The organism is Sphingomonas sp. CCH9-F2, from assembly GCF_001556735.1.
Lineage (GTDB): Bacteria > Pseudomonadota > Alphaproteobacteria > Sphingomonadales > Sphingomonadaceae > Sphingomonas > Sphingomonas ginsenosidimutans.
The window spans coordinates 1-22,271 of sequence record NZ_LSJO01000220.1 but is presented as its reverse complement, the minus strand read 5'-3'; the positions used below and the strand labels follow the sequence as shown (position 1 = coordinate 22,271).

Sequence of the window (22,271 nt, the reverse complement as noted above, 5' to 3'; positions counted from 1 at the left end):
GGCCGCGGCGATCGTCCGCCGGTGCTGGCGCTGGTCCAGGTCACCAACCTGGAACCGCTATCGGCGGTGCTGGGCGCCGATGAGGTGGCGCAGGCGATCGTGCGTACCGCGGAGCGGCTTCGCCTCGCCAGCGCGGACGGCTACGTCTACCGTGTGCGCAGCCACCAACTGGCGATGGCGCTGCCGACCGATGCCGACGTCGGCGAAATCCTGTCCGGCGCGCGTGCGCTGTTGATCCAGCCGGTCGAGGTTGCGGGGCGCAAGGTCGATGTGGCGCTCTCGGTCGGCGTGACGGTCGACGGTCAACTGGCGACCGCCGCGCTCGCGGCGGCGCAGGCGGAGGCTGAGGGCGTGTTCTGGCGCTCGGCGTCGATCGACCGCGACCAGCTGGAACGATCGGTGACGCTGATGGGCGAACTGGATGCCGCGATCGCCGCCGGGCAGATCGAGGTGCACTATCAACCCAAACTCGCGCTGGCATCGAACCGCATCGCCAGCGTGGAGGCGCTGGTCCGCTGGCGCCATCCCGACCGCGGCCTGGTGCCGCCCGACGCCTTCATTCCCTTGGCCGAACAGTCCGACCGGATCGGAACGCTGACGCTGCATGTGCTCGGCATCGTGCTGCGCGACGCCGCGCGCTGGCATGACGCCGGCCACCGCATGACCGCAGCCGTCAACATCTCCGCCAAGCTGCTGACCAGCGCGGCGTTCACCAGCGCCGCCGACGCGCTGCTCGACGATGCGCCCGTCGCGCTCGACACGCTGATCTTCGAAGTGACCGAATCCGCCGCGATGGCGGACGCCGATGCCGCGGTGGCCACGTTGCACCATTTCCGCGCGCGCGGGATCGCGATCTCGATGGACGACTACGGGACGGGCCAGTCGACGCTCAGCTATCTCCAGCGCCTGCCCCTCAGCGAACTGAAGATCGACCGTCGCTTCGTCCAATTCGCGCACGAACGTGCCGAGGATGCCGCGCTGGTCGGCTCGACCATCGAACTGGCACACGCGCTGCGCCTGACCGTGGTGGCCGAAGGCATCGAGGAGGCCGAAACGCTCGCCCTGCTGACGAGGCTGCACTGCGATTATGCGCAGGGCTATCTCATCAGCCGTCCGCTCGGTTACGATCAGTTGATCGAGCGGCTGGCGATGGCCGACGAACACGCCGCCTGACACCACCGCGCCACCGCCACCGCGGCGCGCGATCGGCTCATTGGCGAGAGAGAGGCGGCGGGGCACGTCATCCTCGCACCGCAACAGCGGTGGGCCGATGCCTGCGCGAATGATTTGTGGAGATAAAGGGCCGCTGCGCTCGGTCGACCGGGCCGTATCATCGCCCCGCGGCGAACCAACCTGCGATCAAGCGGACCCGGGAACCTGGAATGGTGGAGCCGAGGGGGATCGAACCCCTGACCTTCGCAATGCCATTGCGACGCTCTCCCAGCTGAGCTACGGCCCCATTCCGTCCGGGAGGCAGCCCACTAGCGGGCTGCTCGAACATTGGCAAGCGGCGCGAGCCGCCTGCCAATCTTTTTTTCGTCAGATATTCTCGTCGTCGTCGTTGGACGTTTCCACGCCCAGGTCGTCGTCGCCGCCCAGATCGACTTCGTCGTCCGCCGACACTTCCTCGTCGTCCGCGGGCGCCAGATCCTCGTCGTCACCGGCCAGGTCGGAATCGGCCTCCTGCTTGTCGGCCTTCACCTGCTCGAACGGCAGCGGCTGCTTGGACTTCAGGATCGGTTCCGGTTCCCACGCGTAGCCGCATTCGATGCAGGTGACGGGGTCGTTCTTCTCGAGATCGTAGAAACGCGTCGCGCATTTCGGGCACGTACGCTTCGTGCCCCATTCCGGCTTGATCATGCCGTTTTCAGCCTTTCGGATGGGTGAATCGACAGTGTTGCCCGCCGAAGTGGGGCGCGCCTTGCCATAGCGCAAGGCGGCTGGCAAGGCTGCGCGGCTTTCCCACCCTGTCGATCCGGTGTCCCTGCCCTGATGTCCCATTCCGCGCATGCCCGCCCTCTCTCGATCGCGGCCTCCGGTCCACTGGTCGGCACGCTGACCGTGCCGGGAGACAAGTCGATCAGCCACCGCTCGCTGATGTTCGCCGGGCTGGCGGTGGGCGAAAGCCGGATTTCGGGGCTGCTGGAGGGGGAGGACGTGCTCGCCACCGCCGGCGCGATGCGCGCGATGGGCGCCCAGATCGAACGCGCGGCGGATGGCGTGTGGCATGTCCATGGCGTCGGCGTCGGCGGGCTGCTCCAGCCGCAGGTCGCGCTCGACATGGGCAATTCGGGCACCTCGACGCGGCTGTTGATGGGGCTGGTCGCCAGCCATGCGATCACCGCCACCTTCGTCGGCGACGCCAGCCTGTCGAAGCGGCCGATGGCGCGCGTGACGGAGCCGCTGTCGCGGATGGGCGCCAGCTTCACGACCGCGCCGGGCGATCGCCTGCCGCTGACGATGCGCGGCCTATGTCCTGCGGTGCCGATCGACTATACGCTGCCGGTCGCCTCGGCGCAGGTGAAGTCGGCGGTGCTGCTCGCCGGCCTCAACACGCCTGGCATCACCCGCGTGATCGAACCCGTGCCGACGCGCGACCATAGCGAGCGGATGCTGCGCGGCTTCGGCGCGCACCTGACGGTGGAAGAGACGCCGCAGGGGCGCCTGATCGCGATCACCGGCGAGGCGGAATTGCGCGCGCAGGATATCGAGGTGCCCGGAGATCCCTCGTCCGCGGGCTTCTGGATGGTCGCCGCCTCGGTGGTGCCGGGGTCGGACGTGACGATCCGCAACGTCCTGATGAATCCGACGCGCATCGGGCTGGTCACCGCGCTGCGCATGATGGGCGCGTCGATCGAGGAACGGGACCGGCGCGACGTCGGCGGGGAGCCGGTCGCCGACCTGCGCGTGCGTCACGCGTCGCTGACCGCGATCGAGGTGCCGCCGGATCTGGCCCCCAGCATGATCGACGAATATCCGATCCTGTTCGTCGCCGCCGCCTTCGCGCGCGGCACCACCGTGGCGCGCGGCGCGCACGAATTACGCGTCAAGGAATCGGATCGCATTGCCGCGATGGCCGCCGCGATGGGCCTCGCCGGTGTGCGCGTGTCGGAGCATGACGACGGCCTGTCGATCGAGGGGCGCGACGGTGATCCCCTGCCCGGCACGCGCGACGCGCGCGTCGCCTCGCTGCTCGACCATCGCATCGCGATGAGCATGGCGGTCGCCGGGATGCATGCGCGCGATGCCGTCATCATCGATGATGCAGCGCCGATCGCCACCAGCTACCCGGCCTTCGTTGATACCGCGCGCTCGCTGGGCGCCATGCCGCAATGGATGAACCGATGATCATCGCCGTCGACGGTCCCGCCGCATCGGGCAAGGGCACGATCGCCAAGGCTCTGGCGAAACATTACCACCTGCCGCACCTCGACACCGGGCTGCTGTACCGTGCGGTCGCCGCGACGGTGATGCGGCTGGAGCTGGATCCGACGCAGGAAGCCGATAGCGTCGCCGCGTGCGATTTCGACGAGCTGACGCTCGCCGACCCGGTGTTGCGCGACGACGAGGTCGGGCAGGTCGCCTCGATCGTCTCCGCGCATCCGCTGGTGCGCGCCGCGCTGATGCAGCGGCAGAAAAGGTTCGCGCATCAGGATGGCGGCGCGGTACTCGATGGGCGCGACATCGGCACCGTCATCGCGCCGGACGCCACCGCCAAGCTGTTCGTCCGCGCCACCCCGACGATCCGCGCACAGCGACGCTTCGCCGAGCTGAAATCGCGCGGCAAATCGACCAGCTACGATCAGGTGCTGGCCGATATCCGCGCCCGCGATGAGCGCGACAGCGGCCGCTCCACCGCGCCGCTGATCCCCGCCGCCGATGCGGTGCTGCTGGACACCAGCTTCCTCTCGATCGAGGCCGCCGTCGCCAAGGCGGTGGCGCTAGTCGAGGCGCGCCGCGCCGCCTGACGCGGCCCGCGACGGAGCTTTGGCGCACAGGCCCCGCGAAACCTTGCCTTTCCCGCCCGCCTGCGCTAGGGCGCGCGGGTCCGGCGGACTGGGGTTCGCGGAGGCATGGCGCGACGGGCATGGCCCCTCGCGCCTTTTCGCTTATCGGCGGCCGGCTTCCTCGCACCCCCGTTCGCATGGATGCCGCGTATCGCATGGGGCGGACGCGGCGTTTTGGCCAAGACCAGCGGAACCAACCGCTTGGCCGGAAACGAACGAATAGGACGAACGAATTTATGGCCTCTGCGGCAACTCCCTCGCGCGATGAATTCGCGGCGATGCTCGATGATATGTTCGGCGGTGCCGACAGCTTCGAGGGTCGCGTGGTGCTCGGCACCGTCACCGGCATCGAGAATGATCTGGCCGTCATCGACGTCGGCCTCAAGAGCGAGGGCCGCGTGCCGCTGCGCGAATTCGCGCCGGCGCCGGGCCAGAAGGCCGAACTGAAGGTCGGCGACGAAGTCGAAGTCTATGTCGACCGCGTCGAGAACATGCACGGCGAAGCGATGCTCAGCCGCGACCGCGCCCGCCGCGAAGCCGCCTGGGACAAGCTGGAGCTGGAATTCAGCAAGACCGCGCGCGTCGAAGGCGTGATCTTCGGCCGCGTCAAGGGCGGCTTCACCGTCGACCTGAACGGCGCCGTGGCGTTCCTGCCGGGCTCGCAGGTCGATATCCGCCCGGTGCGCGACGTCACCCCGCTGATGGACATCCCGCAGCCGTTCCAGATCCTGAAGATGGACCGCAAGCGCGGCAACATCGTCGTGTCGCGCCGCGCCGTGCTGGAAGAGACCCGCGCCGAGCAGCGTTCGGGCCTGATCCAGTCGCTCCATGAAGGCCAGATCATCGACGGCGTGGTGAAGAACATCACCGATTACGGCGCCTTCGTCGATCTGGGCGGCATCGACGGCCTGCTGCACGTCACCGACCTCAGCTACAAGCGCGTCGCGCACCCGAGCGAGATGATCAACATCGGCGACACCGTGAAGGTGCAGATCATCCGCATCAACAAGGACACGCAGCGCATCTCGCTGGGCATGAAGCAGCTCGAGAGCGATCCGTGGGACGGCGCCGCCGCCAAGTATCCGGTCGGCGCGAAGCTGTCGGGCCGCGTCACGAACATCACCGAATATGGTGCGTTCGTGGAACTGGAAGCGGGCATCGAGGGCCTGGTCCACGTCAGCGAAATGTCCTGGACCAAGAAGAACGTCCACCCGGGCAAGATCGTGTCGACCAGCCAGGAAGTCGATGTGATGGTGCTGGAGGTCGACGAAGACAAGCGTCGCATCTCGCTGGGCCTCAAGCAGGCGCAGGCCAACCCATGGGAGGCGTTCGCCGCCGCGCATCCGATCGGTTCGACCGTCGAGGGCGAAGTCAAGAACGCGACCGAGTTCGGCCTGTTCATCGGCCTGGACAACGACGTCGACGGCATGGTCCACATGTCCGACATCGCCTGGGGCGTGTCGGGTGAGGACGCGCTGAACCTGCACCGCAAGGGCGAGACGGTTCAGGCCGTGGTGCTCGACATCGATCCGGAGAAGGAGCGCATCTCGCTCGGCATGAAGCAGCTCGAGCGTGGTGGTCCGGTCGTCGCCGGCGCCGGGGACCGCCTGGGCAAGAACCAGGTCATCACCGTCACCGTGCTGGAAGTCCGCGACGCGGGCCTCGAGGTGCAGGCGGGCGACGATGGCGCGACCGGCTTCATCAAGCGCACCGATCTCGGCCGCGACCGCGACGAGCAGCGTCCGGAGCGCTTCCAGGTCGGCCAGAAGTTCGACGCGATGGTCACCGGCTTCGATCGTTCGAAGAAGCCGACCTTCTCGGTCAAGGCGATGCAGATCGCCGAGGAGAAGCAGGCCGTGGCGCAGTACGGTTCGTCCGATTCGGGTGCATCGCTGGGTGACATCCTGGGCGAGGCGCTGAAGGCGCGCGACACCAAGAAGTAAGCGGCCGTCGACACTTGCTGTCGAAACGGGGGAGTGGCAGATGCCGCTCCCCCTTTTTGCGTTATGGGCCAGCGATGTACCGGAGTGACCCGTTTTGCGCGTTTCGTGTCGATGCGGTGCTACCAACGCAGGAAACTTACCTGTATCAGCTTTATACGAGACAAACGTCACGTAATGGGGACAAAGCGGAAGATGATTCGGTCGGAATTGGTGCAATCGCTGGCGACGGAAAATCCGGAACTTTCAATCCGCGACGTCGAGGCGATCGTTGCCGCCTTCTTTGACGAGATCGTGCTGCGGCTGGCTGCGAACGGGCGCGTTGAGCTGCGCGGCTTCGGCGCCTTCTCCACCCGTGCGCGCGATGCGCGGACCGGCCGCAACCCGCGCACCGGCGAAACCGTCGATGTCGAGGCGAAGCGCGTACCGTTCTTCAAGCCCGGCAAGGAAATGCGCACTCGTCTGAACGTCTGAGCCGCGGCGCCTGCGGTACGCTGGCGCTTGACGCCGCGCGCGCCAACCGCTTCGAGGGAGCGCGATGCGCGGACGTGGCGGAATCGGTAGACGCTGGAGACTTAAAATCTTCTGCCCATGGCGTGCGGGTTCGAGTCCCGCCGTCCGCACCATCGGTGCGCGCGAAGCGCCCGGTCGCCGCGCACCGGCCGTTACCGCGCTGGCGTTGCTCGCCCTTGCCGCCACCGCCTCCTGCGGGCGCCGCCCCGATGTCGGCGCGGTGATCGTCAGCGTCATCGGCGGTACACCCGACCTCGCGGCGCGCGACCGCGCGGACCTGTCGCCTCCCGACCGCCTGCTGACCGATTCGCTGGCCGAAGGGCTGGTCCGCTTCGATGCCTCCGGGCAGATCGAGCCGGGGATCGCCGAACGCTGGATCGTCACCGACAACGGCATGAGCTACATCTTCCGCCTGCGCCGCGCGGAATGGGCGGATGGCGCGCCGGTGCGCGCGGCGGAGGTGGTGGCCCTGCTGCGGCGGCAGATCGCTTCCGGATCGGGCAATCCGCTCACCCCCTATCTCAGCGCCATCACCGGCATCGTGGAAATGACGCCGGAGGTGATCGAGGTCGAACTGTCGCGCCCGCGCCCCGATCTGCTCAAGCTGTTCGCCCAGCCCGAGATGGCGGTGGTGCGCGCGCGTCCGCGGGCCGGCGCCGGGCCGTTCCGCCGCCGCGACCTTGGCGACGGCGCGATCCTGCTGACCCCGGCGCCCGATCCCGATCGCGATCCCGACGAGGACGGCCCTGCGCCGGAGGACAATGTGCGGTTGCGCGGCGAACGCGCCGCCACCGCGATCCTGCGCTTCGTCGAACGATCGTCGGACATGGTGACCGGCGGAACGCTGTCCGACTGGCCGATCGTGCAGGCGGCCGGCACCGGCCCGGCCAATATCCGCATCGATCCCGCCGCCGGACTGGCCGGGCTGGCGGTGGCACGGCGCACCGGCTTCCTTGCCGATCCCGCCGATCGCGCCGCGCTGGCGCAGGCGTTCGACCGCGCCGACATCGGCAACAGCGTGTCCCCGGACTGGGCGATGCGCGAGACGATCCTGCCCGAACAGCTCGATTCGGCGAGCGCCCCCGCGCTGCCTGCCTGGTCGCTGGTGCCGCCCGATCAGCGCGTCGCCGCCGCGCAGGCGCGGGTAGCGGCGTGGCGTGCCACCAACGGCGTCCCGCGCGTCACGGTCGCGCTGCCGGGCGGTCCGGGCGGTACGTTGCTGTGGGGGCGGATCGCACGTGACCTAATCGCGATCGGCGTCCGCCCGGTCCGCGTGCCGCTCGACGCGGCGGACGCCGATCTCGTCTGGATCGACCGCGTCGCCCCCTATGACAGCGCGCGCTGGTATCTGGCGGAGGCGTGCGTGGCCTGCTCCGACGTGGCGCGCGCCGCGATCGAGGCCGCGCGCCTCGCCCCGACGCTGGACGACCGCGCCCGCGCCATCGCCGCCGCCGATGCCGCGATGGCCGCCGACGTCGCCTTCATCCCGTTCGCACGGCCGTTCCGCTGGTCGCTGGTCGCGCTTCGGCTGCGCCAGTGGCAAGGCAATGCGCGCGCGTGGCACCCGTTGAACCGGCTGCGCGCCGATACCAATTAAGGGGCATGAACGCCCGTCCCACGCCGCTCGGCGGTTCGATTCTCTCCACCCTGCCGACCGGTCGCGATCCGGCGTCGGTGCGCCGCCGCGTGGAGGCGATGGAGCAGCTCCTGGAGGGGATGTTCGTCGTCCCCGGCCTTAACCGCCGCGTCGGGCTGGACGCGATTCTCGGCCTCGTCCCCGTCGTCGGCGATCTCGCCGCGGCCGCGATGGGAATGTGGATCGTGTGGGAGGCGCGCAACCTGGGCATGGGGCGCGCGGCGGTGATGGCGATGACCGCGCGGGTCGGGTTCGACGCGATGCTGGGCGCGGTGCCGTTGATCGGCGACGCAGCCGACCTGTTCTACCGCTCCAACACCCGCAACGTAAAACGCATCCGCAAATATCTCGACAAGCACCACCCCGCGACGGTGACGATCACCCCTTCGGCCTGAACACCGTGCCGCCCGCCATCGCCTGCGGCGCGCCGGTGGTGCCGGGGAAGCTGATCGGCAGCCCCTTCAGCGTGCGCACCGCCATATAGGCGAAGCCTTCCGCCTCCAGCCCGTCGCCGTTCCAGCCCAGCGCGTCGACCGGCTCCGGCGTCAGTCCGATGTGCTGCGCCAGCATCGCCATCAGCGTCGGGTTGAGCCGCCCGCCGCCGGCCACCAGCAACCGGCGCGGCGCCTGCGGCAGCAGTCGCAGCCCCTCGGCCACGGTCGCCGCAGTGAAGGCGGTCAGCGTCGCCGCGCCGTCCGCCGCCGACAGGCCGCGCACCGGCTGGATCGTGAAATCGTTGCGGTCGAGCGACTTGGGGTAGGGCGCGGCAAAGAACGGATGGTCCAGCATCGCGGTCAGGATGCCCTGATCGACCTGCCCCTGTGCCGCCAGCGCGCCGTCGCGGTCGAACCGCTCGCCCGTCTCCTGCTCCATCCAGCTGTCGATCAGGCCGTTGGCCGGCCCGGTATCGAACGCCGCCAGTTCGCCGTCCGCGCCGATCAGCGTGACGTTCGCCACCCCGCCCAGGTTCAGCACCGCGACCGGCTTGTCCAGCCCAGCCGCCAGCGCCGCGTGATAGACCGGCAACAGCGGCGCCCCCTGCCCCCCGGCGGCGACGTCGGCGCTGCGGAAATCGGCGACGGTGGTGATACCGGTCACGTCGGCCATCGCCTGCCCGTCGCCGATCTGCCAGGTCCAGCGCCGGTCGGGGCGATGCGCGACCGTCTGGCCGTGGAAACCGATGACGCCGACATCCGTCGCCGCGACCCCGGCGTCGCGCAACAGTTTCTGCACCGCCAGCACATGGGTGCGCGTGATGAGCTCCTCTGCGGCCACCAGCGGCGGGCTGGCGCGCGGGCGCTCGAACGCCAGTGCCAGCGCGGTCGCCTCCGCCAGCTGCGCGCGTGCCGCGTCGGAGAACGGCTCACCGCGGAACGCCAGCGCGCGCACCTGCGCCTCCCCGTCGGTTTCGATCAGCGCCGCGTCGATCCCGTCCAGCGACGTCCCCGACATCAAACCCACTGCCAGCATCGTCGCTCCATCATCGCCGTTTCACGCCCGCTCCTATCCCCCGACACGCGATACTGGCAAATCGGCCCGTCCCGCATTATGTCCGCGCGATCTCATGGCAACGCAACTTCCCTCTCCGCCCCGCGTGGGCATGGTCTCGCTCGGCTGTCCGAAGAACCTGGTCGACAGCGAGCGGATCCTGACGCAGCTGCGCGCCGACGGCTATCAGATGTCGGCCGATTATGCCGGCGCGGACGTGGTGCTGGTCAACACCTGCGGCTTCCTCGATTCCGCCAAGGAGGAATCGCTGGAGGCGATCGGCGAGGCGATTGCGGAGAACGGCCGCGTCATCGTCACCGGCTGCATGGGCAAGGAAGCCGAGGCGATCCGCGCGCGCTTCCCGGAGGTGCTCGCCATCACCGGCGCGCACGAGTACGAACAGGTCGTGGAGGCGGTCCATGCCGCCGCCCCCGCCGCGATCAGCCCCTTTGTCGATCTGATCCCCGATGCCGGGCTGAAGCTGACGCCGCGCCACTACAGCTATCTCAAGATTTCGGAGGGCTGCAACCACCGCTGCTCCTTCTGCATCATCCCCAGCTTGCGTGGCGATCTGGTCAGCCGCCGCCCCGACGCGATCCTGCGCGAGGCGGAGAAGCTGGTCGCCGCGGGCACGAAGGAACTGCTGGTCATCAGCCAGGACACCTCCGCCTATGGCATCGACATCCGCGATCAGCCGCGGATGTGGAAGGGAGCCGAGGTGCGCCCGCACATGACCGATCTGGCGCGTGAGCTGGGGCGCATCGCCCCCTGGGTGCGGCTCCACTACGTCTATCCTTACCCGCACGTCGACCAGGTGATCCCGCTGATGGCGGACGGGCTGGTGCTGCCGTATCTCGACATTCCGTTCCAGCATGCCGCGCCCGCGGTCCTGCGCCGGATGAAACGGCCCGCGAACGACGCCAAGGTGCTCGGCCGGATCAAGGCGTGGCGCGAAATCTGCCCGGATATCGCGATCCGCTCGACCTTCGTCGTCGGCTTCCCCGGCGAGACGGAGGCGGATTTCCAATATCTGCTCGACTGGCTGGACGAAGCGCAGCTCGACCGCGTCGGCGCGTTCCGCTTCGAACCCGTCGAAGGCGCCGCCGCCAACGCGCTGCCCGATCCCGTCCCCGAGAAGGTGAAGGAGGAACGCTACGCCCGCATCATGGAGCGTACCGCCGCCATCTCCACCGCGAAGCTGGCCGCCAAGGTCGGCCGCACGCTCGACGTCATCATCGACGCGGTCGACGCCGACACCGGCGGCGCGACCGGCCGCAGCAAGGCCGACGCCCCGGAGATCGACGGCGAGGTTCATCTGCGCGACGCCGGCCATCTGGCACCGGGCGACATCGTCCGCGTCACGATCGAGGACGCCGACGAGCATGACTTGTTCGGGGTGGCGGCCTGACGTCAGTCAGCTTACCGTTCCGATCCGAGTGTAGGTAGTACGCAGTTGCGCCGCGAACCTTGCGCGTCGTCCCTGCGGCACCTCAGGCGGGAAGAACTCCGGAAATGTCACGGACGGGATGTTGGGCTCGTCCTTGTGCTCCTTCGCATATTCCTCGGCAATGCGCGCCATAATGCGGAAGGTGCGCTTGTTATAATAGACTTCGATATACTTGCGCAGCTTCCTCCCCGCAGCCTCGTCGTCCTTGCGCTTATGATCCTTGGGAAACAGGACGCGGTGGCAGTAGAAGCTGAGGTCGGCATATTCGGATGGCGTTACGCTGATCGAGCGCACATCGTCCGCCACCGATTGCAGGAAGGTGCAGAAGGCATCGAAACAGGTACGGTACGTGAACATGTCAGCACTTTCCCATTCCGGATCGCGCATCACCTCCAGCGACCGGACGAAGCGCCCCCAGTCGATCCGAAAATAGCCTTTCCCGGGTGGATCGGCGTGCCATACCGGACGCGGCGACTGCCCTTCGACCACATCGAATAGCGGCTGGAATTGTTGCGGGATCTGCGCCGGCCCGCTGCGCCAATCCAGAACGCGCAGCGCCAGCGCCAGATTCGCGTCGGTCGACATCTGCGACAGGTACGAGCGCACCAGCTCCGATCGCTTCCACCCCTGCTCGGTCTTGTACTGCTTGCCGCTTCGTCGGATCTGGAAGCCGGTGAAGAACACACCAAAGCCGGTGATCATCGGGCCGAGCAGGGCCGGGATATAAGCGTGGCCGCGCACGAAGGCGTCGAACGCGCCCGCCCATCCCGCGGCGGCACCCGCAATCTCCCCAATCATCGTCCATCCCCCCGGTTGAACTACCGTCGTTCGCGACAGCGCTCGCAGGATGGCACGCATCGTCGCTCGATGCTACGCCACTCACATTCGTTTCGGAGCGAGAAGGAAGCAGGCGTGACGCAGGACGACCGATCGGCACCATCCGCGATCACGCTCGCTTGGGACGGCTCGCCCGCTGCCGCCGCGCAGGCCTCGGCCTTTGCCGGGCGGATCATCGGCGGCGATACCGCCTACATCAGCCATGGCGAGATACAGACCGGGCTGAGCATCGACGCCGACACCTGGGCGCCCGCGCTCGCCGACCTCTATGCCGATGACTTCGCCGCGCTGGGGGACGATCGCGACCTGCTCCTCGCCCGCGATGCGCAGGGCGCGATCCTGGGCATGGCGGTCGTCGCGTGGGAACAGACCGCGCGCCGCCGCTTCGCCGTGCTGGAGGATATGGCGGTCGCCCCCGAAGCCCGGTCGCATGGCATCGGCACGCGTCTGATTGCGATGATCGAGGAACGGGTGCGTGGCGCCGGCATCGACTGGCTGTTCCTGGAAAGCGGTGTGCGCAATACGCGCGCGCACGCCTTCTTCGAACGCGCCGGCTTCACGATGACCAGCCACGTCTTCGCGCGCCAGTTACGCTGACGCGGCGCCACCGCTGACCCCTTCTACTCGCTCAGCGCCTTTAGCGCTGCCGTGAGCCGATCGGCGATCACCTGCATCTGCGCCGGCGTGGCGTGCTCCACTTTGTCCAACGGCGTGTTCGGGATCACGTGGAAATGGACGTGGCAGACGTGCTGCGCGCCGCCGCCGTTGTTCTGCTGGATGACATAGCCGGTGTTGCCGAACGCGCGCCGCTGCGCCGCTGCTATCCGGCGGGCTAGCAGCAGCGCGTCGGCCATCTCGGTCGCGGTCATGTCGTCCAGATTGCGCACCGCGCGCCGCGGAATCACCAGCACATGCCCCGGCCGTTCCCAGGCGATCGGCACCAGCGCGATCATGTCCCGGGTCTCAGCGACGATGCTCGCGGGTGCCTTGCCCGCCAGGATCTGCGCGAACGGATTGCGCGGGTCATAGGGTGCATCCAGCGGACAGCGCGGCACCGTGACCGCCGCCTGCAACGCCAACGCCATTGTCCACATCATCGCCCCGCCCCCTGAAACGGCGGCATCATATCGACCGGCTAGGTGGAATGTCACGAGCGGTTGGTAGCGGAGGAGGGACTTGAACCCCCGACCCCAGGATTATGATTCCCGTGCTCTAACCAGCTGAGCTACTCCGCCTCACCGCATCTGCGGGAGCGCCGAACCGCTCGTGAGGCGCGGGCTATAGCAGCCGGAACGGCGCGGTCAAGCGGCGAACGGATAACGCCGGATCAACTCCCACGGACCACCGCGATACCAATATGCCGCCAGCCCGGCGACCGCCACCGGGCGCGCCACGAACCGCGCCTGCATCTGCACCAGCAGCGCCCTGGCCACCGCCGGCTCGACCTTGTTCTGCACCGTCACGTGCGCGCGCCAGCCCGCCTGGTCCTGCGGCGTCAGCAGCCCGTGAAACGCATCGGCCAGCCGCGTGCGGATCGCCGCCAGTTCGGGGCTGTCGATGCGATAGGCCACCCCGCGTCCCAGTGAGAAGACGCCCGCCAGCCGCGCGGCGGGGGACGGCACGCCGCGCGTCTCGTCGCCCAGCCGCCGGTGCAGCTCGTCCAGCGCGCCGGGCGGGATGTGGTGGAACAGTGTCAGGTGCGCGGCCAGTTGGTTGCGTTCGGGCGGGAAGTGCGCCAGCCGCTCGGCATCAAGGAACGCCTGATCCTTCGCCCCGAACAGCGCGCTCACGATGATTGGGGCGAGCGGTGCGCTCAAATCTCGATCTGGCTGCCCAGCTCGACCACGCGGTTGGTGGGCAGGCGGAAGAATTCCATCGCGCTTTCGGCGTTGCGCAGCATCCAGGCGAACAGCTTCTCGCGCCAGATCGCCATCCCGGGCCGCTCCGACGCGAGCAGCGTCTGGCGGCTGAGGAAGAAGCTGGTGTCCATCATGCGGAACGCCGCGCCGCATCCGTCGAACGACTTCAGGTTCGCCGGCACGTCCGGCTCCTCCATGAAGCCGTAGCGCAGGATCACGCGGTGGAACCCCTGCCCCAGATCCTCGTGCAGGAAACGGTCGTCGCTGGGGAAAAAGGGCATGTCGGTGACGCGCACGGTCAGCAGGATGACGCGCTCGTGCAGGACGCGATTGTGCTTCAGGTTGTGGAGCAGCGCGTGCGGCACACCTTCGGGCGTCGATGTCATGAACACCGCCGTGCCCGACACGCGCGTCGCGCTGCTGGCGGCCGAATCGATGAAGATGCGGATCGGCATCGCCGCCTCGCGCATCCGCTCCAGCATCAGCTTGCGCCCCTGCGACCAGGTGGTCAGCAGCACGAACACGATCACCGCCACCAGCAACGGGAACCAGCCGCCATCGGGCACCTTGGTCAGGTTCGACGCGAAATACAGCCCGTCGATGGTCAGAAACACCAGCTCGAACAGCGCCACCGCCCAGATCGGCCAGTGCCACACGCGCCGGATCAGCACGCCGACCATGCAGGTGGAGATGAACATCGTCCCCGTCACCGCGATGCCGTAAGCGGCGGCAAGGTTGGACGATTCGCCGAACCCGAACACCAGCAGCAGCACCATCACCATCAGCGCCCAATTGGCCGCCGGGATATAGATCTGCCCCGCTTCGGACGCGCTCGTGTGGGTGATGCGGATGCGCGGCATCAGCCCAAGCTGCACCGCCTGCTGCACCACCGAATAGGCGCCGGTGATGACCGCCTGGCTGGCGATGACGGTCGCCATCGTCGCCAGGATGACCAGCGGCAGACGCCAGTCCTCCGGCGCCATCAGGAAGAACGGGTTGACCGCCGCCGCCGGCGTTTCCAGCAGCAGCGCGCCCTGCCCCAGGTAATTGAGCATCAATGCCGGCAGGACGAAGCCGAGCCACGCGTAGGAGATCGGCTTGCGCCCGAAATGCCCCATGTCGGCGTACAGCGCCTCCGCGCCGGTCACCGCCAGCACCACCGAACCCAGCGCCAAGAAGGCGAGCTTCCCGTCGGTCACGGCGAAGCGCACCGCCCAGGCTGGATTCAGCGCCCACAATACGTCGGGCCGCTCGGCGATGTGCATCACGCCCATCACCGCCAGCACGATGAAATACAGGATCATGATCGGGCCGAACAGCCGCCCGACCTTCGCGGTGCCGATCGACTGGAGGTAGAACAGCGCGATCAGGATCGTCACCGCGATCGGGAGCACGAACGAATCGAACCCCTGCTCGACCGTCGCCAGCCCTTCCACCGCGGACAGCACCGAGATCGCCGGGGTGATCATACAGTCGCCGAAGAACAAGGCGGTCGCGACGACGCCCAGCATCACCAGGCTCGGCCCCCAGCGCTTTCCGCCCGCCGCGCCCGAGCGCCGCTGGATCAGCGCCAACAGCGCGAGGCTCCCCCCCTCGCCGTTATTGTCGGCGCGCAGAATGATGAGAACGTATTTCAGCGTCACGATCAGCATCAGCGACCAGAACATCAGGCTGATGACGCCGAAGATGTGCAACTGATCGACCGCCAGCGGGTGGTGGCCGACGAACACTTCCTTCATCGCATACAGCGGGCTGGTGCCGATATCGCCATAGACGACGCCGATCGCGCCGATCGCCAGCCCGGCCAATCCCTGGCGCTGGCCATGATGATGCGGGGCGGACGGCTGCGCCGGATCCGCCGTGCCCGCGGGAGCGACGTCGCTCACGCCCCGTTCCGACAGGAACCGGAGTTGCTGACCGTGCCCACGGCGTTTTCGCCCGCTAAGGTCCCCATCATGATGGCGCGCCTAGCACCATGGCCGGGCGGCTGCAACGCGGAACATATGGTAAACATCGGGGTTGTGTCACCGAAAGGATACACGATGACCGACACGCACAACCCGAAGGCCGAGCCCTTTTCCAACGCGGAGAAGGACCCCGCCGACTGGACCACCGGGGACGAGCCGATGACCGGCGCGCAGGCCAGCTATCTCAAGACGTTGAGCGAGGAAGCGGGCGAGCCGTTCGATGACGGGCTGACCAAGGCGGACGCCTCGAAACGGATCGACGCGCTTCAGGAACAGACCGGGCGCGGGCGCTGACCCCGCCGCCTCAGCGCGCGTCGCGTTGCAGCGCGATCAGCCGGTCGAGAACGGCCAGCCGGATCGCGATTTCGCGGCGATAGTCCGCGCCCTCTGGCGACAGCGCCAGCGCGCGCATCCATGCCGCCCGCGCGGGCGCCAGCTGCCCGGCGCGGATGTAGGTGAGCCCCAGATAATAAGGCGGCGCCGGATGGTCCGGCGCCAGCCGCGCCGCCTGCCGGAACGCCAGTAGCGCGGGCGGCGTCATCTGGTCGTCGGCATCGGCAGACAGCGTCACGCCCGCCCAGGTCCAGAGCATGAAGCTGCGCGGCAGCCGCGACAGCCCGCCCAGCACCGCGCGCGCCGCCGCGCTGCTGTCGCCGCTGCGCGTCATCGCATCGGCGGCCATGATATAGGCGCTGTCCTGCGTGTATCGGCCGAACAGCATGTCGCGCATCGCAATCTCTTCGGGGACGATCGCAGTTGTCGTCGCGCGATGCTGCACTGGCGCGGCGGCGAGCAACGGCCGCCCCTGCCACGCATAGCCGATCGCGCCCAGGAACAGCGCCGCGCCGACCGTCGACCACAAGGCGCGATCCAGTTTCATCCACCACATCGCCGCAAAAGCGGCGAGGCCCAGCGCCGCCAGCGCGACGAACCCCATCAGTGCGTGTCCTTCAGCGTCGTCGTCTCGTGCATCTTGCCCGCCATCTGCGGCGGCATGTACTTCTCGTCATGCTTGGCCAGCAGGTTGGTCGCCGCGAACGAGGCGTCGGGGCGGAAATGCCCCTCCGCCACCACGCCCGATCCCTCGCGGAACAGGTCCGGGGCGATCCCGCTGAACGTCACCGGGGTGGTCGCGCGCCCGTCGGTGACGACGAACGTGATCGACACGCCGTCGGCCGCGCGCCGGATCGATCCCTTTTGCACCATCCCGCCCAGCCGCACCGCCTTGTCCGGCGCGGGCAACCCGCCTGCCACGTCGGAGGGGGCATAGAAGAACGCCGCCTGGTCCTTCAGCCCCGATAGCGCCAGCACCGCCGCCGCGCCCAGCGCCGCCAGCGCCAGCACGACCAGCATCAGCCGCTGGTTCTTCGCGGTCACTTCTCGGCTCGCCGCATCGCGCGATAGGCGAGCGCCCCCACGATGCCGGTCCCCGCCAACGTCACGGCATAGGCCGCGATGACGAACGCCCACTGGTTCATGCGCGCGCGCGCCGCTGCATCCGCGCCTCCGCCTTGGCGATCGCCAGCATCGCGCGCATCCGCATCAGCACGATCGCGCCGAACAGCGCGCTGAACCCCAGCAGCATGAACGGCAGCGGCCACAGCAGCGCGCGGTCGATCGACGATCCGGTCAGCCCGATGCTCGCGCCCTGGTGAAGGGTGTTCCACCACACCACCGAATAACGGATGATCGGCAGCAGCACCGTGCCCGCGATCCCGTACAGCGCCGGGATCCGCCCGTCGCCGCCGCGTTCGCGGTCCGCCTTCGCCAGCGCGATGAAGCCCAGATAGACGAAGAACAGCAGCAGCATCGACGTTAGCCGTCCATCCCACTGCCACCACGTCCCCCACGTCGGCCGTCCCCAGATCGATCCGGTGACCAGGCAGATCGCGGCGAACACCGCGCCCGGCAGCGCGATCGCGCGCGCCGCCACCCCTGCCAGCGGATGGCGCCAGACGAGGAAGACGATGCTGCTGATCGCAATGCCGCTCCATCCCCCCATCCCCAGCCACGCGGCGGGGACGTGAATGTACAGGATGCGCACCGTCTCACCCTGCAGATAGTCGGGCGGGGTCTGCGTCAGCCCGGCCCAGCACCCAAACGCGATCAACGCCGCCCCCATCCACCACAGGATCGGGGTCAGCGGCCGCGCGATCCGCAGGAAGCGCGCGGGATTGGCCAAGGCATGAAGGGTCGCCACGAACCGGATCGATAAGCCAAGCCGGCGCGCGCGTCACCCCGTCTGTTGCAGGTGCGTTCTATCGCCCGATCAGCCGCCGTGCGATCCGGTCGGCGACGTCCGCCGTCGGATCGCCCGACGCCGCCGCTTCGTCCCACACCTGATGCAGGCGTCCGGGGATGGTCGCGATCCGCGCCATCACCTCGGCCTCGTCGCCATGGCCCAAATATTCCAGCCCGACGTTGATGATGCCGCCGGCGTTGATGACATAATCGGGGGCATAGACCACGCCCGCCTCGTGCAGGCGTCGCCCGTCCTCGCGCGTGGCGAGCTGGTTGTTCGCGCCGCCCGCGACGATCCGCGCCTTCAACTGCGGGATGCTCGTCTCGGTCAGGATCGCGCCCAGCGCATTGGGGCTGACGATATCGGCATCGGTCGACAGGATCGACTCCGGCGCGGCGACGTTGGCGCCGATCTCGCCCGCCAGCGCCTCGGCGCGCACGCGATCGACATCGGCGATGGTCAGCACCGCGCCGTCCTTCGCCAGCAGGCGCGCCAGCCCGCCGCCGACCGATCCCGTACCCTGGATCGCGACGCGCACGCCCTTCATGTCGTCGGTGCCAAGCCCGCGCTTCGCCGCCGCCTTGACGCCCAGATAGACGCCGTGCGCGGTATACGGCCCGGGATCGCCGCCCGCCGCGCCCTGCGCCACCGGCAAGCCGGAGACGTAGCGCGTGTGCTGCGCGATCACCTTCATCCGCGCCTCCGACATGCCGACATCCTCGGCGGTGACGTAACGCCCGCCGAGCGATTCGACCGCGCGGCCGAACGCCCCGAGCTGCTCGGTGGTGATGACCGCGCCCGGCGCCGGCGCCAGCACCACGCCCTTGCCGCCGCCCAGTTCGAGGCCCGCCATCGCGTTCTTGTAGCTCATGCCGCGCGACAGCCGCAGCGCATCGGTCACCGCGCGGGCATCGTCGGCGTAATGCCAGAAGCGCACGCCCCCCGCTGCCGGCCCCAGCGCGGTCGAATGGACCGCGATCACCGCCTTCAGCCCTGATGCCGGGTCGGTGAACAGATGCAGCCCCTCATGGGCGTCGAAATCGGGATAGTCCCACACGGAGGTCATGGTCGCTCCATCACGCACAGCCGAAAATTACCGGCCCGCGCAATATTATTATTGACGGCCGTTGGCCAGTCAAAAGCGATTGCCGTGGATTGGGTGGGTGAAATGGGGCGATCGACGGGACTTGAACCCGCGACCCTCGGTACCACAAACCGATGCTCTAACCAACTGAGCTACGATCGCCGCGAAGGCCGTGCCCCTAGCGGCGACGGGGGCATCCCGTCAAGCGGTTCGGCGGCGCGCCGGCACGATCCCCGTCGGCGTCAGAACCGCCCCTCCACCGCCAGCGTCCGCGCCGCGCCGTTCGCGACGAAGCCCGCACCGTCCAGCCGCGCCGCAATCGCCGGATCGCCGGGCACTAGCGTCAGTTCGGCGCGATAGCGCCCGTCGGGCCACAGCCGCAGTGCCACGCCCTCCCCTGCGCCGCTGGTCAGCGGCAGGAACAGCGCACCCGCATCGCAGCGCGCGGTGCCACTGACCGCGCCGGGCAACGGCTGGCCCAGGAACGCACCCGATAGGGCCGCGCGCACACGCCCGTCCGCCTGCTCGCATGCGCCGTCGACGAACCGCACCGACACCTCGTCCAGATTCAGCGCGGTCACCGGCAAGGGCGCGAAGGCATTGCCCGGCACCAGCGGGCCGGTCGCGCCCAGCACCGCGGCGCGCCCGCGCGCGATTTCGACGACGCCCGCCAGCCGCTGCGCCGGATCGGGCGTGCGCGTCGCCAGCGCGATCCGCGCGCGCCCGATCGCCAGCGCCAGCGGCGACAGGCCCGCGTCCATGTCGCCCAACCCGACGTCGCCGAACCGCGCCTCCACCAGCCGCCCCGACCACAGGCTGCCGCGCACCTCGCGCGCGGTGAAGCCCTGCGCGTCCAGCTCCGCCCAACCGAGCGCCAGCCGCATCGGCAGGAACACGACGATCGCCACCGCGAACATCGCCAGGAACAAGGTGCGGCGCCGCGTCGCCAGCCGGATGCGCATCGCCTCAGCTCCCCCGCGCCGTCAGCACCAGTTGCGCCGATACCGCCCCCGGCCCGGCGGCGGCGACATTGAGCGAATCGACCAGGATGCCCTCGCTCTCCAACCGCGCGATCCACGTCATCAGCGCACCCGCCCGTGCGGCCGGCACCGATACGCGCACCCGGTCGGCGCCGTCATTGTCGACGTTCCCCAGCACGATCCCCGCGGCATCCGCGCGGGTGCGTACCGCATCGGCCAGCGGCCCGCCCAGCGACAGCGGCGGCTGGCGGCGCTGGATCGCCTTGACCTGCGCCAGCCGTGCCTGCGCCTCGCCCAGCGTCACCACCGCCTCGGTATAGCGCGCCCGCGACGACGACAGGCCGTCGCGCACCGGACGGATCACCCCGGCCCATATGATCGTCACCGCCGCCAGCGCCAGCATCACCAGGATCAGCCGCCGCTCGCGCAGGCTGCGGCCCGTGAACCATTGCGACAGCGCGCTCACGGCCGCACCGTCATGTCGCCGGTCAACCGGCCGTTGGCCTGCTGGAACACGCTCGATTCCACGGTGAAGCCCGCCCCCTCCAGCTGCGATTTGACGCTGTTGGCCTGCGCCTCGCCCGCCACCGACAGCGACAGTTTCAGCGTGCCGTCGGCGGCGAAATCGATCGCGGTCACCTCGCTGTCGGGCACCGACTGGACGATCTGGAACGCCGCCGCGGCGGTGCGGGTGAAGCCCTGCCCCGGCCCGCGCAGTCGCGCCAGCCGGTCGGCGAGCAGGCGCCCGCTCTGTGCGCCATCGTCGCTGACGTTGGCACCGCGCGGCAGGCCCTGTCGCGCGATCATCGCGGTACGCGCCTCGACCGCGTCGGCGCCCAGCGAATAACGCATGATCCGCACCACATCGATCGCCAGCGTCGCCAACAGGATCAGCCCGGTCAGCACCGCCAGCCGCCGTACCAATGCCCAGTCGATCGCGCGCCGCTGCCGCCGCGCGAACGCGCCCTGTCGCAGGTTCAGCGCCGGCGTCGCGGCCACCGCCGCCAGCACCGCGCCGCGATCCAGCGTCACCGGTTCCTGCCCGGCGGTGACCAGTTCGGTCAGCCGCGCCTCGTCGGCCCAGCCGCTGGTCCGCCCGCGCACCACGCTTTGCCCCGCCAGGTCGGCGCGGACGTAGCCGTCCTCGGGCATCGGCAGCAGCAGCGGGGCGGGCACCACCGTCGCCGGGTCCAGCCCGCGCTGCGCCAGCGCATCCAGCCACGCGCGCATCCGCGACGGCGCGACGACCGCGATCGCGCGGTCACCGTCATGCTCGGCGCCGACCGCGACGTGCAGGTCGTGCGCCGGTTCGGCGGTGGCATCGCTTACCACCACCCGCGCCGCCGCCACCGCCTGCGCGGTCGATCGCGCGGGCAGCGCGGCCCAGTGGAGCGTCACCGCATCGGCAGGCGCCACCGCGATCACGTTGGCGGCGGCCTCCTCGCCCGGAGCATCGGGCACGCCCTCCCCCTCGGTGATCGCATCGCCTTCCACGCGCCACCATCGCCACGGCAGCGACTCGTCGGGGGGCAGGAAAAGAAGCGTGGCAGCGGTCATGTCGCGTCCCCCCATTGCCGCGCGACGAGCCGGACGGGAAGGGCCCGCGCGTCGATCAGCGCCTGTTCGTGCAATTCGCTGCTGCCGTTGACGACGTCGATCGCCAGTGCGAACCAGCGCGTCGTCACCGCGGTCTGCTGCTTGGCGGACAGATCGGGCGTCGCGCCCCCGCCGCCGGTCAGCGACAATTGGTTCCACAGCGGGTCGACGCCGGCCCAGCCATCGGGCGGGCGGCGCGACAGCACCGCGCCCGCCTGCTGCGGCGACAGCGTGTCGGGCAACAGCATCGCCAGCAACGCACCCTGTTCAGGCAGCAGGGTATTGATGTTGATCGTCGCGCGCTCGGCCACCGGCAGCGCACACAGATACGGACGCACCGCGCGATAGACCTGCGGCGTCACCCCCGCCACCGCGCGCCATTCGCTGACGTCCGCCATCAACGTGCCCGCGGTGCGATAGCCACGATAGCCGGAATCCTCGGCGCCGCCCGGCAGCGGAACGTCGTCACTGTCGATCCAGTCGGCGGTCGCCGGCGCGATCGTGTCCCCGCCGGGGACGCGCAGCAGCCGCATCAGCCGCGCGAACTGCACGACCGTCCCACTGTCCGCCACCCAGCGCCCGTCGATCGCGCGCGACACCAGGCTGTTGAGGTTGAAGCAATTGCCCCCGTCGGTGATTCGCGCGGTGGCGGTGCCGCCGGGGGTCGGCAGGCCG

24 protein-coding genes and 4 tRNA genes are annotated in these 22,271 nt (G+C 69.2%); 11 read left to right on the top strand and 17 right to left on the bottom strand.

Features of this window, described 5'->3' with window-relative positions:
* Window positions 1–1,173 (top strand): EAL domain-containing protein (locus AX685_RS06590; RefSeq protein ID WP_156445707.1); only part of this gene is annotated, 1,173 nt, incomplete at its 5' end.
* Window positions 1,174–1,383: 210 nt separating this feature from the next.
* On the opposite strand, the gene AX685_RS06585 is transcribed toward AX685_RS06590, so the two are convergent.
* Window positions 1,384–1,459: transfer RNA gene (locus AX685_RS06585), tRNA-Ala, on the bottom strand.
* Between the two features lie 80 nt (window positions 1,460–1,539).
* Window positions 1,540–1,860: a TIGR02300 family protein gene (locus AX685_RS06580; RefSeq protein WP_066486680.1), complete on the bottom strand. Its 321-nt coding sequence runs from the start codon at window positions 1,858–1,860 to the stop codon at window positions 1,540–1,542.
* 132 nt (window positions 1,861–1,992) lie between these two features.
* Here AX685_RS06580 and aroA point away from each other — a divergent pair, with 132 nt between their 5' ends.
* From aroA to AX685_RS06545, 7 genes are all read left to right on the top strand, one after another.
* Entirely contained in the window at window positions 1,993–3,348 is a 1,356-nt protein-coding gene (aroA, locus tag AX685_RS06575) for a 3-phosphoshikimate 1-carboxyvinyltransferase (RefSeq protein ID WP_066486677.1), read from the top strand.
* The gene (locus tag AX685_RS06570) at window positions 3,345–3,968 is read left to right on the top strand and encodes a (d)CMP kinase (RefSeq protein WP_066486697.1); all 624 of its coding nucleotides are present in this window, start codon (window positions 3,345–3,347) and stop codon (window positions 3,966–3,968) included. The genes aroA and AX685_RS06570 overlap by 4 nt, the downstream gene beginning before the upstream one ends.
* A gap of 275 nt (window positions 3,969–4,243) precedes the next feature.
* Window positions 4,244–5,950: a 30S ribosomal protein S1 gene (gene rpsA / locus AX685_RS06565; RefSeq protein ID WP_066486674.1), complete on the top strand. Its 1,707-nt coding sequence runs from the start codon at window positions 4,244–4,246 to the stop codon at window positions 5,948–5,950.
* A gap of 192 nt (window positions 5,951–6,142) precedes the next feature.
* Window positions 6,143–6,421 carry an integration host factor subunit beta gene (locus AX685_RS06560; protein WP_066486694.1) on the top strand — a complete coding sequence of 93 codons (279 nt, stop codon included), beginning with the start codon at window positions 6,143–6,145 and terminating at the stop codon, window positions 6,419–6,421.
* Between the two features lie 68 nt (window positions 6,422–6,489).
* Window positions 6,490–6,573, top strand: a tRNA-Leu gene (locus tag AX685_RS06555).
* Between the two features lie 53 nt (window positions 6,574–6,626).
* Window positions 6,627–8,057 carry an ABC transporter substrate-binding protein gene (locus AX685_RS06550; protein WP_231738640.1) on the top strand — a complete coding sequence of 477 codons (1,431 nt, stop codon included), beginning with the start codon at window positions 6,627–6,629 and terminating at the stop codon, window positions 8,055–8,057.
* 5 nt (window positions 8,058–8,062) lie between these two features.
* Window positions 8,063–8,491 (top strand): DUF4112 domain-containing protein, encoded by a 429-nt coding sequence (locus tag AX685_RS06545; RefSeq protein ID WP_066486672.1) that lies wholly within the window; start codon window positions 8,063–8,065, stop codon window positions 8,489–8,491.
* Here the strand turns inward: AX685_RS06545 and AX685_RS06540 are convergent.
* A complete protein-coding gene (locus tag AX685_RS06540) occupies window positions 8,475–9,566 on the bottom strand; it encodes an anhydro-N-acetylmuramic acid kinase (RefSeq protein WP_066486669.1) in 1,092 nt (363 codons plus the stop codon). The two genes, AX685_RS06545 and AX685_RS06540, sit on opposite strands and share 17 nt — an antisense overlap.
* Window positions 9,567–9,660: 94 nt before the next feature.
* Here AX685_RS06540 and rimO point away from each other — a divergent pair, with 94 nt between their 5' ends.
* A complete protein-coding gene (rimO, locus tag AX685_RS06535; protein ID WP_066486667.1) occupies window positions 9,661–10,992 on the top strand; it encodes a 30S ribosomal protein S12 methylthiotransferase RimO in 1,332 nt (443 codons plus the stop codon).
* Between the two features lie 6 nt (window positions 10,993–10,998).
* Here rimO and AX685_RS06530 read toward each other — a convergent pair whose 3' ends face one another.
* Window positions 10,999–11,889, bottom strand: a complete 891-nt coding sequence (locus AX685_RS06530; protein WP_156445706.1) for a hypothetical protein — start codon at window positions 11,887–11,889, stop codon at window positions 10,999–11,001.
* A 54-nt stretch (window positions 11,890–11,943) separates the two neighbouring features.
* On the opposite strand from AX685_RS06530, the gene AX685_RS06525 reads away from it, so the two are divergent.
* Window positions 11,944–12,465, top strand: a complete 522-nt coding sequence (locus tag AX685_RS06525; protein WP_066486664.1) for a GNAT family N-acetyltransferase — start codon at window positions 11,944–11,946, stop codon at window positions 12,463–12,465.
* Window positions 12,466–12,488: 23 nt separating this feature from the next.
* Here AX685_RS06525 and AX685_RS06520 read toward each other — a convergent pair whose 3' ends face one another.
* The 4 genes from AX685_RS06520 to AX685_RS06505 form a co-directional block, all read right to left on the bottom strand.
* A complete protein-coding gene (locus AX685_RS06520) occupies window positions 12,489–12,965 on the bottom strand; it encodes an HIT family protein (protein WP_082740641.1) in 477 nt (158 codons plus the stop codon).
* Between the two features lie 61 nt (window positions 12,966–13,026).
* A tRNA-Met gene (locus AX685_RS06515) sits at window positions 13,027–13,103 on the bottom strand.
* 66 nt (window positions 13,104–13,169) lie between these two features.
* Entirely contained in the window at window positions 13,170–13,685 is a 516-nt protein-coding gene (locus AX685_RS06510) for a 2'-5' RNA ligase family protein (RefSeq protein ID WP_066486660.1), read from the bottom strand.
* On the bottom strand, window positions 13,682–15,613 hold the full coding sequence (locus AX685_RS06505; RefSeq protein ID WP_066486659.1) for a potassium transporter Kup: 1,932 nt from the start codon (window positions 15,611–15,613) through the stop codon (window positions 13,682–13,684). The genes AX685_RS06510 and AX685_RS06505 overlap by 4 nt, the downstream gene beginning before the upstream one ends.
* 156 nt (window positions 15,614–15,769) lie before the next feature.
* Here AX685_RS06505 and AX685_RS06500 point away from each other — a divergent pair, with 156 nt between their 5' ends.
* Window positions 15,770–15,988 (top strand): DUF3072 domain-containing protein, encoded by a 219-nt coding sequence (locus AX685_RS06500; protein ID WP_066486657.1) that lies wholly within the window; start codon window positions 15,770–15,772, stop codon window positions 15,986–15,988.
* A 10-nt stretch (window positions 15,989–15,998) separates the two neighbouring features.
* On the opposite strand, the gene AX685_RS06495 is transcribed toward AX685_RS06500, so the two are convergent.
* The 9 genes from AX685_RS06495 to gspK form a co-directional block, all read right to left on the bottom strand.
* Complete coding sequence (locus tag AX685_RS06495) at window positions 15,999–16,631, bottom strand: hypothetical protein (RefSeq protein ID WP_066486656.1); 633 nt, start codon at window positions 16,629–16,631, stop codon at window positions 15,999–16,001.
* A complete protein-coding gene (ccmE, locus tag AX685_RS06490; RefSeq protein WP_066486654.1) occupies window positions 16,631–17,071 on the bottom strand; it encodes a cytochrome c maturation protein CcmE in 441 nt (146 codons plus the stop codon). The genes AX685_RS06495 and ccmE overlap by 1 nt, the downstream gene beginning before the upstream one ends.
* 97 nt (window positions 17,072–17,168) lie before the next feature.
* Window positions 17,169–17,894 carry a heme ABC transporter permease CcmC gene (ccmC, locus tag AX685_RS06485; RefSeq protein WP_066486644.1) on the bottom strand — a complete coding sequence of 242 codons (726 nt, stop codon included), beginning with the start codon at window positions 17,892–17,894 and terminating at the stop codon, window positions 17,169–17,171.
* 58 nt (window positions 17,895–17,952) lie between these two features.
* Window positions 17,953–19,002, bottom strand: a complete 1,050-nt coding sequence (locus tag AX685_RS06480; RefSeq protein WP_066486643.1) for a Leu/Phe/Val dehydrogenase — start codon at window positions 19,000–19,002, stop codon at window positions 17,953–17,955.
* 103 nt (window positions 19,003–19,105) lie between these two features.
* Window positions 19,106–19,182, bottom strand: a tRNA-His gene (locus AX685_RS06475).
* A gap of 80 nt (window positions 19,183–19,262) precedes the next feature.
* Window positions 19,263–19,982, bottom strand: coding sequence for a type II secretion system protein N (gspN, locus tag AX685_RS06470; RefSeq protein WP_066486641.1), 720 nt, complete (start codon window positions 19,980–19,982; stop codon window positions 19,263–19,265).
* 4 nt (window positions 19,983–19,986) lie between these two features.
* Window positions 19,987–20,466 carry a type II secretion system protein GspM gene (gene gspM / locus AX685_RS06465; RefSeq protein ID WP_066486638.1) on the bottom strand — a complete coding sequence of 160 codons (480 nt, stop codon included), beginning with the start codon at window positions 20,464–20,466 and terminating at the stop codon, window positions 19,987–19,989.
* Complete coding sequence (gene gspL, locus AX685_RS06460; protein ID WP_066486684.1) at window positions 20,463–21,557, bottom strand: type II secretion system protein GspL; 1,095 nt, start codon at window positions 21,555–21,557, stop codon at window positions 20,463–20,465. Before gspL ends, gspM begins: the two co-directional genes overlap by 4 nt.
* On the bottom strand, window positions 21,554–22,271 hold a 718-nt coding region (gene gspK, locus AX685_RS06455), incomplete at its 5' end, for a type II secretion system minor pseudopilin GspK (RefSeq protein WP_066486630.1). The genes gspK and gspL, both read right to left, overlap by 4 nt.

Bases quoted from the DNA above. Each gene is read 5' to 3' on its own strand.
- rimO (WP_066486667.1), top strand. From the start codon at position 9,661: ATGGCAACGCAACTTCCCTCTCCGCCCCGCGTGGGCATGGTCTCGCTC.
- gspN (WP_066486641.1), bottom strand. From the start codon at position 19,982: ATGCGCATCCGGCTGGCGACGCGGCGCCGCACCTTGTTCCTGGCGATG.
- gspL (WP_066486684.1), bottom strand. From the start codon at position 21,557: ATGACCGCTGCCACGCTTCTTTTCCTGCCCCCCGACGAGTCGCTGCCG.
- AX685_RS06540 (WP_066486669.1), bottom strand. From the start codon at position 9,566: ATGCTGGCAGTGGGTTTGATGTCGGGGACGTCGCTGGACGGGATCGAC.
- AX685_RS06580 (WP_066486680.1), bottom strand. From the start codon at position 1,860: ATGATCAAGCCGGAATGGGGCACGAAGCGTACGTGCCCGAAATGCGCG.
- AX685_RS06495 (WP_066486656.1), bottom strand. From the start codon at position 16,631: ATGGGGTTCGTCGCGCTGGCGGCGCTGGGCCTCGCCGCTTTTGCGGCG.
- AX685_RS06560 (WP_066486694.1), top strand. From the start codon at position 6,143: ATGATTCGGTCGGAATTGGTGCAATCGCTGGCGACGGAAAATCCGGAA.
- AX685_RS06545 (WP_066486672.1), top strand. From the start codon at position 8,063: ATGAACGCCCGTCCCACGCCGCTCGGCGGTTCGATTCTCTCCACCCTG.
- AX685_RS06500 (WP_066486657.1), top strand. From the start codon at position 15,770: ATGACCGACACGCACAACCCGAAGGCCGAGCCCTTTTCCAACGCGGAG.
- AX685_RS06520 (WP_082740641.1), bottom strand. From the start codon at position 12,965: ATGATGTGGACAATGGCGTTGGCGTTGCAGGCGGCGGTCACGGTGCCG.
- rpsA (WP_066486674.1), top strand. From the start codon at position 4,244: ATGGCCTCTGCGGCAACTCCCTCGCGCGATGAATTCGCGGCGATGCTC.
- AX685_RS06480 (WP_066486643.1), bottom strand. From the start codon at position 19,002: ATGACCTCCGTGTGGGACTATCCCGATTTCGACGCCCATGAGGGGCTG.
- AX685_RS06530 (WP_156445706.1), bottom strand. From the start codon at position 11,889: ATGCGTGCCATCCTGCGAGCGCTGTCGCGAACGACGGTAGTTCAACCG.
- AX685_RS06570 (WP_066486697.1), top strand. From the start codon at position 3,345: ATGATCATCGCCGTCGACGGTCCCGCCGCATCGGGCAAGGGCACGATC.
- aroA (WP_066486677.1), top strand. From the start codon at position 1,993: ATGTCCCATTCCGCGCATGCCCGCCCTCTCTCGATCGCGGCCTCCGGT.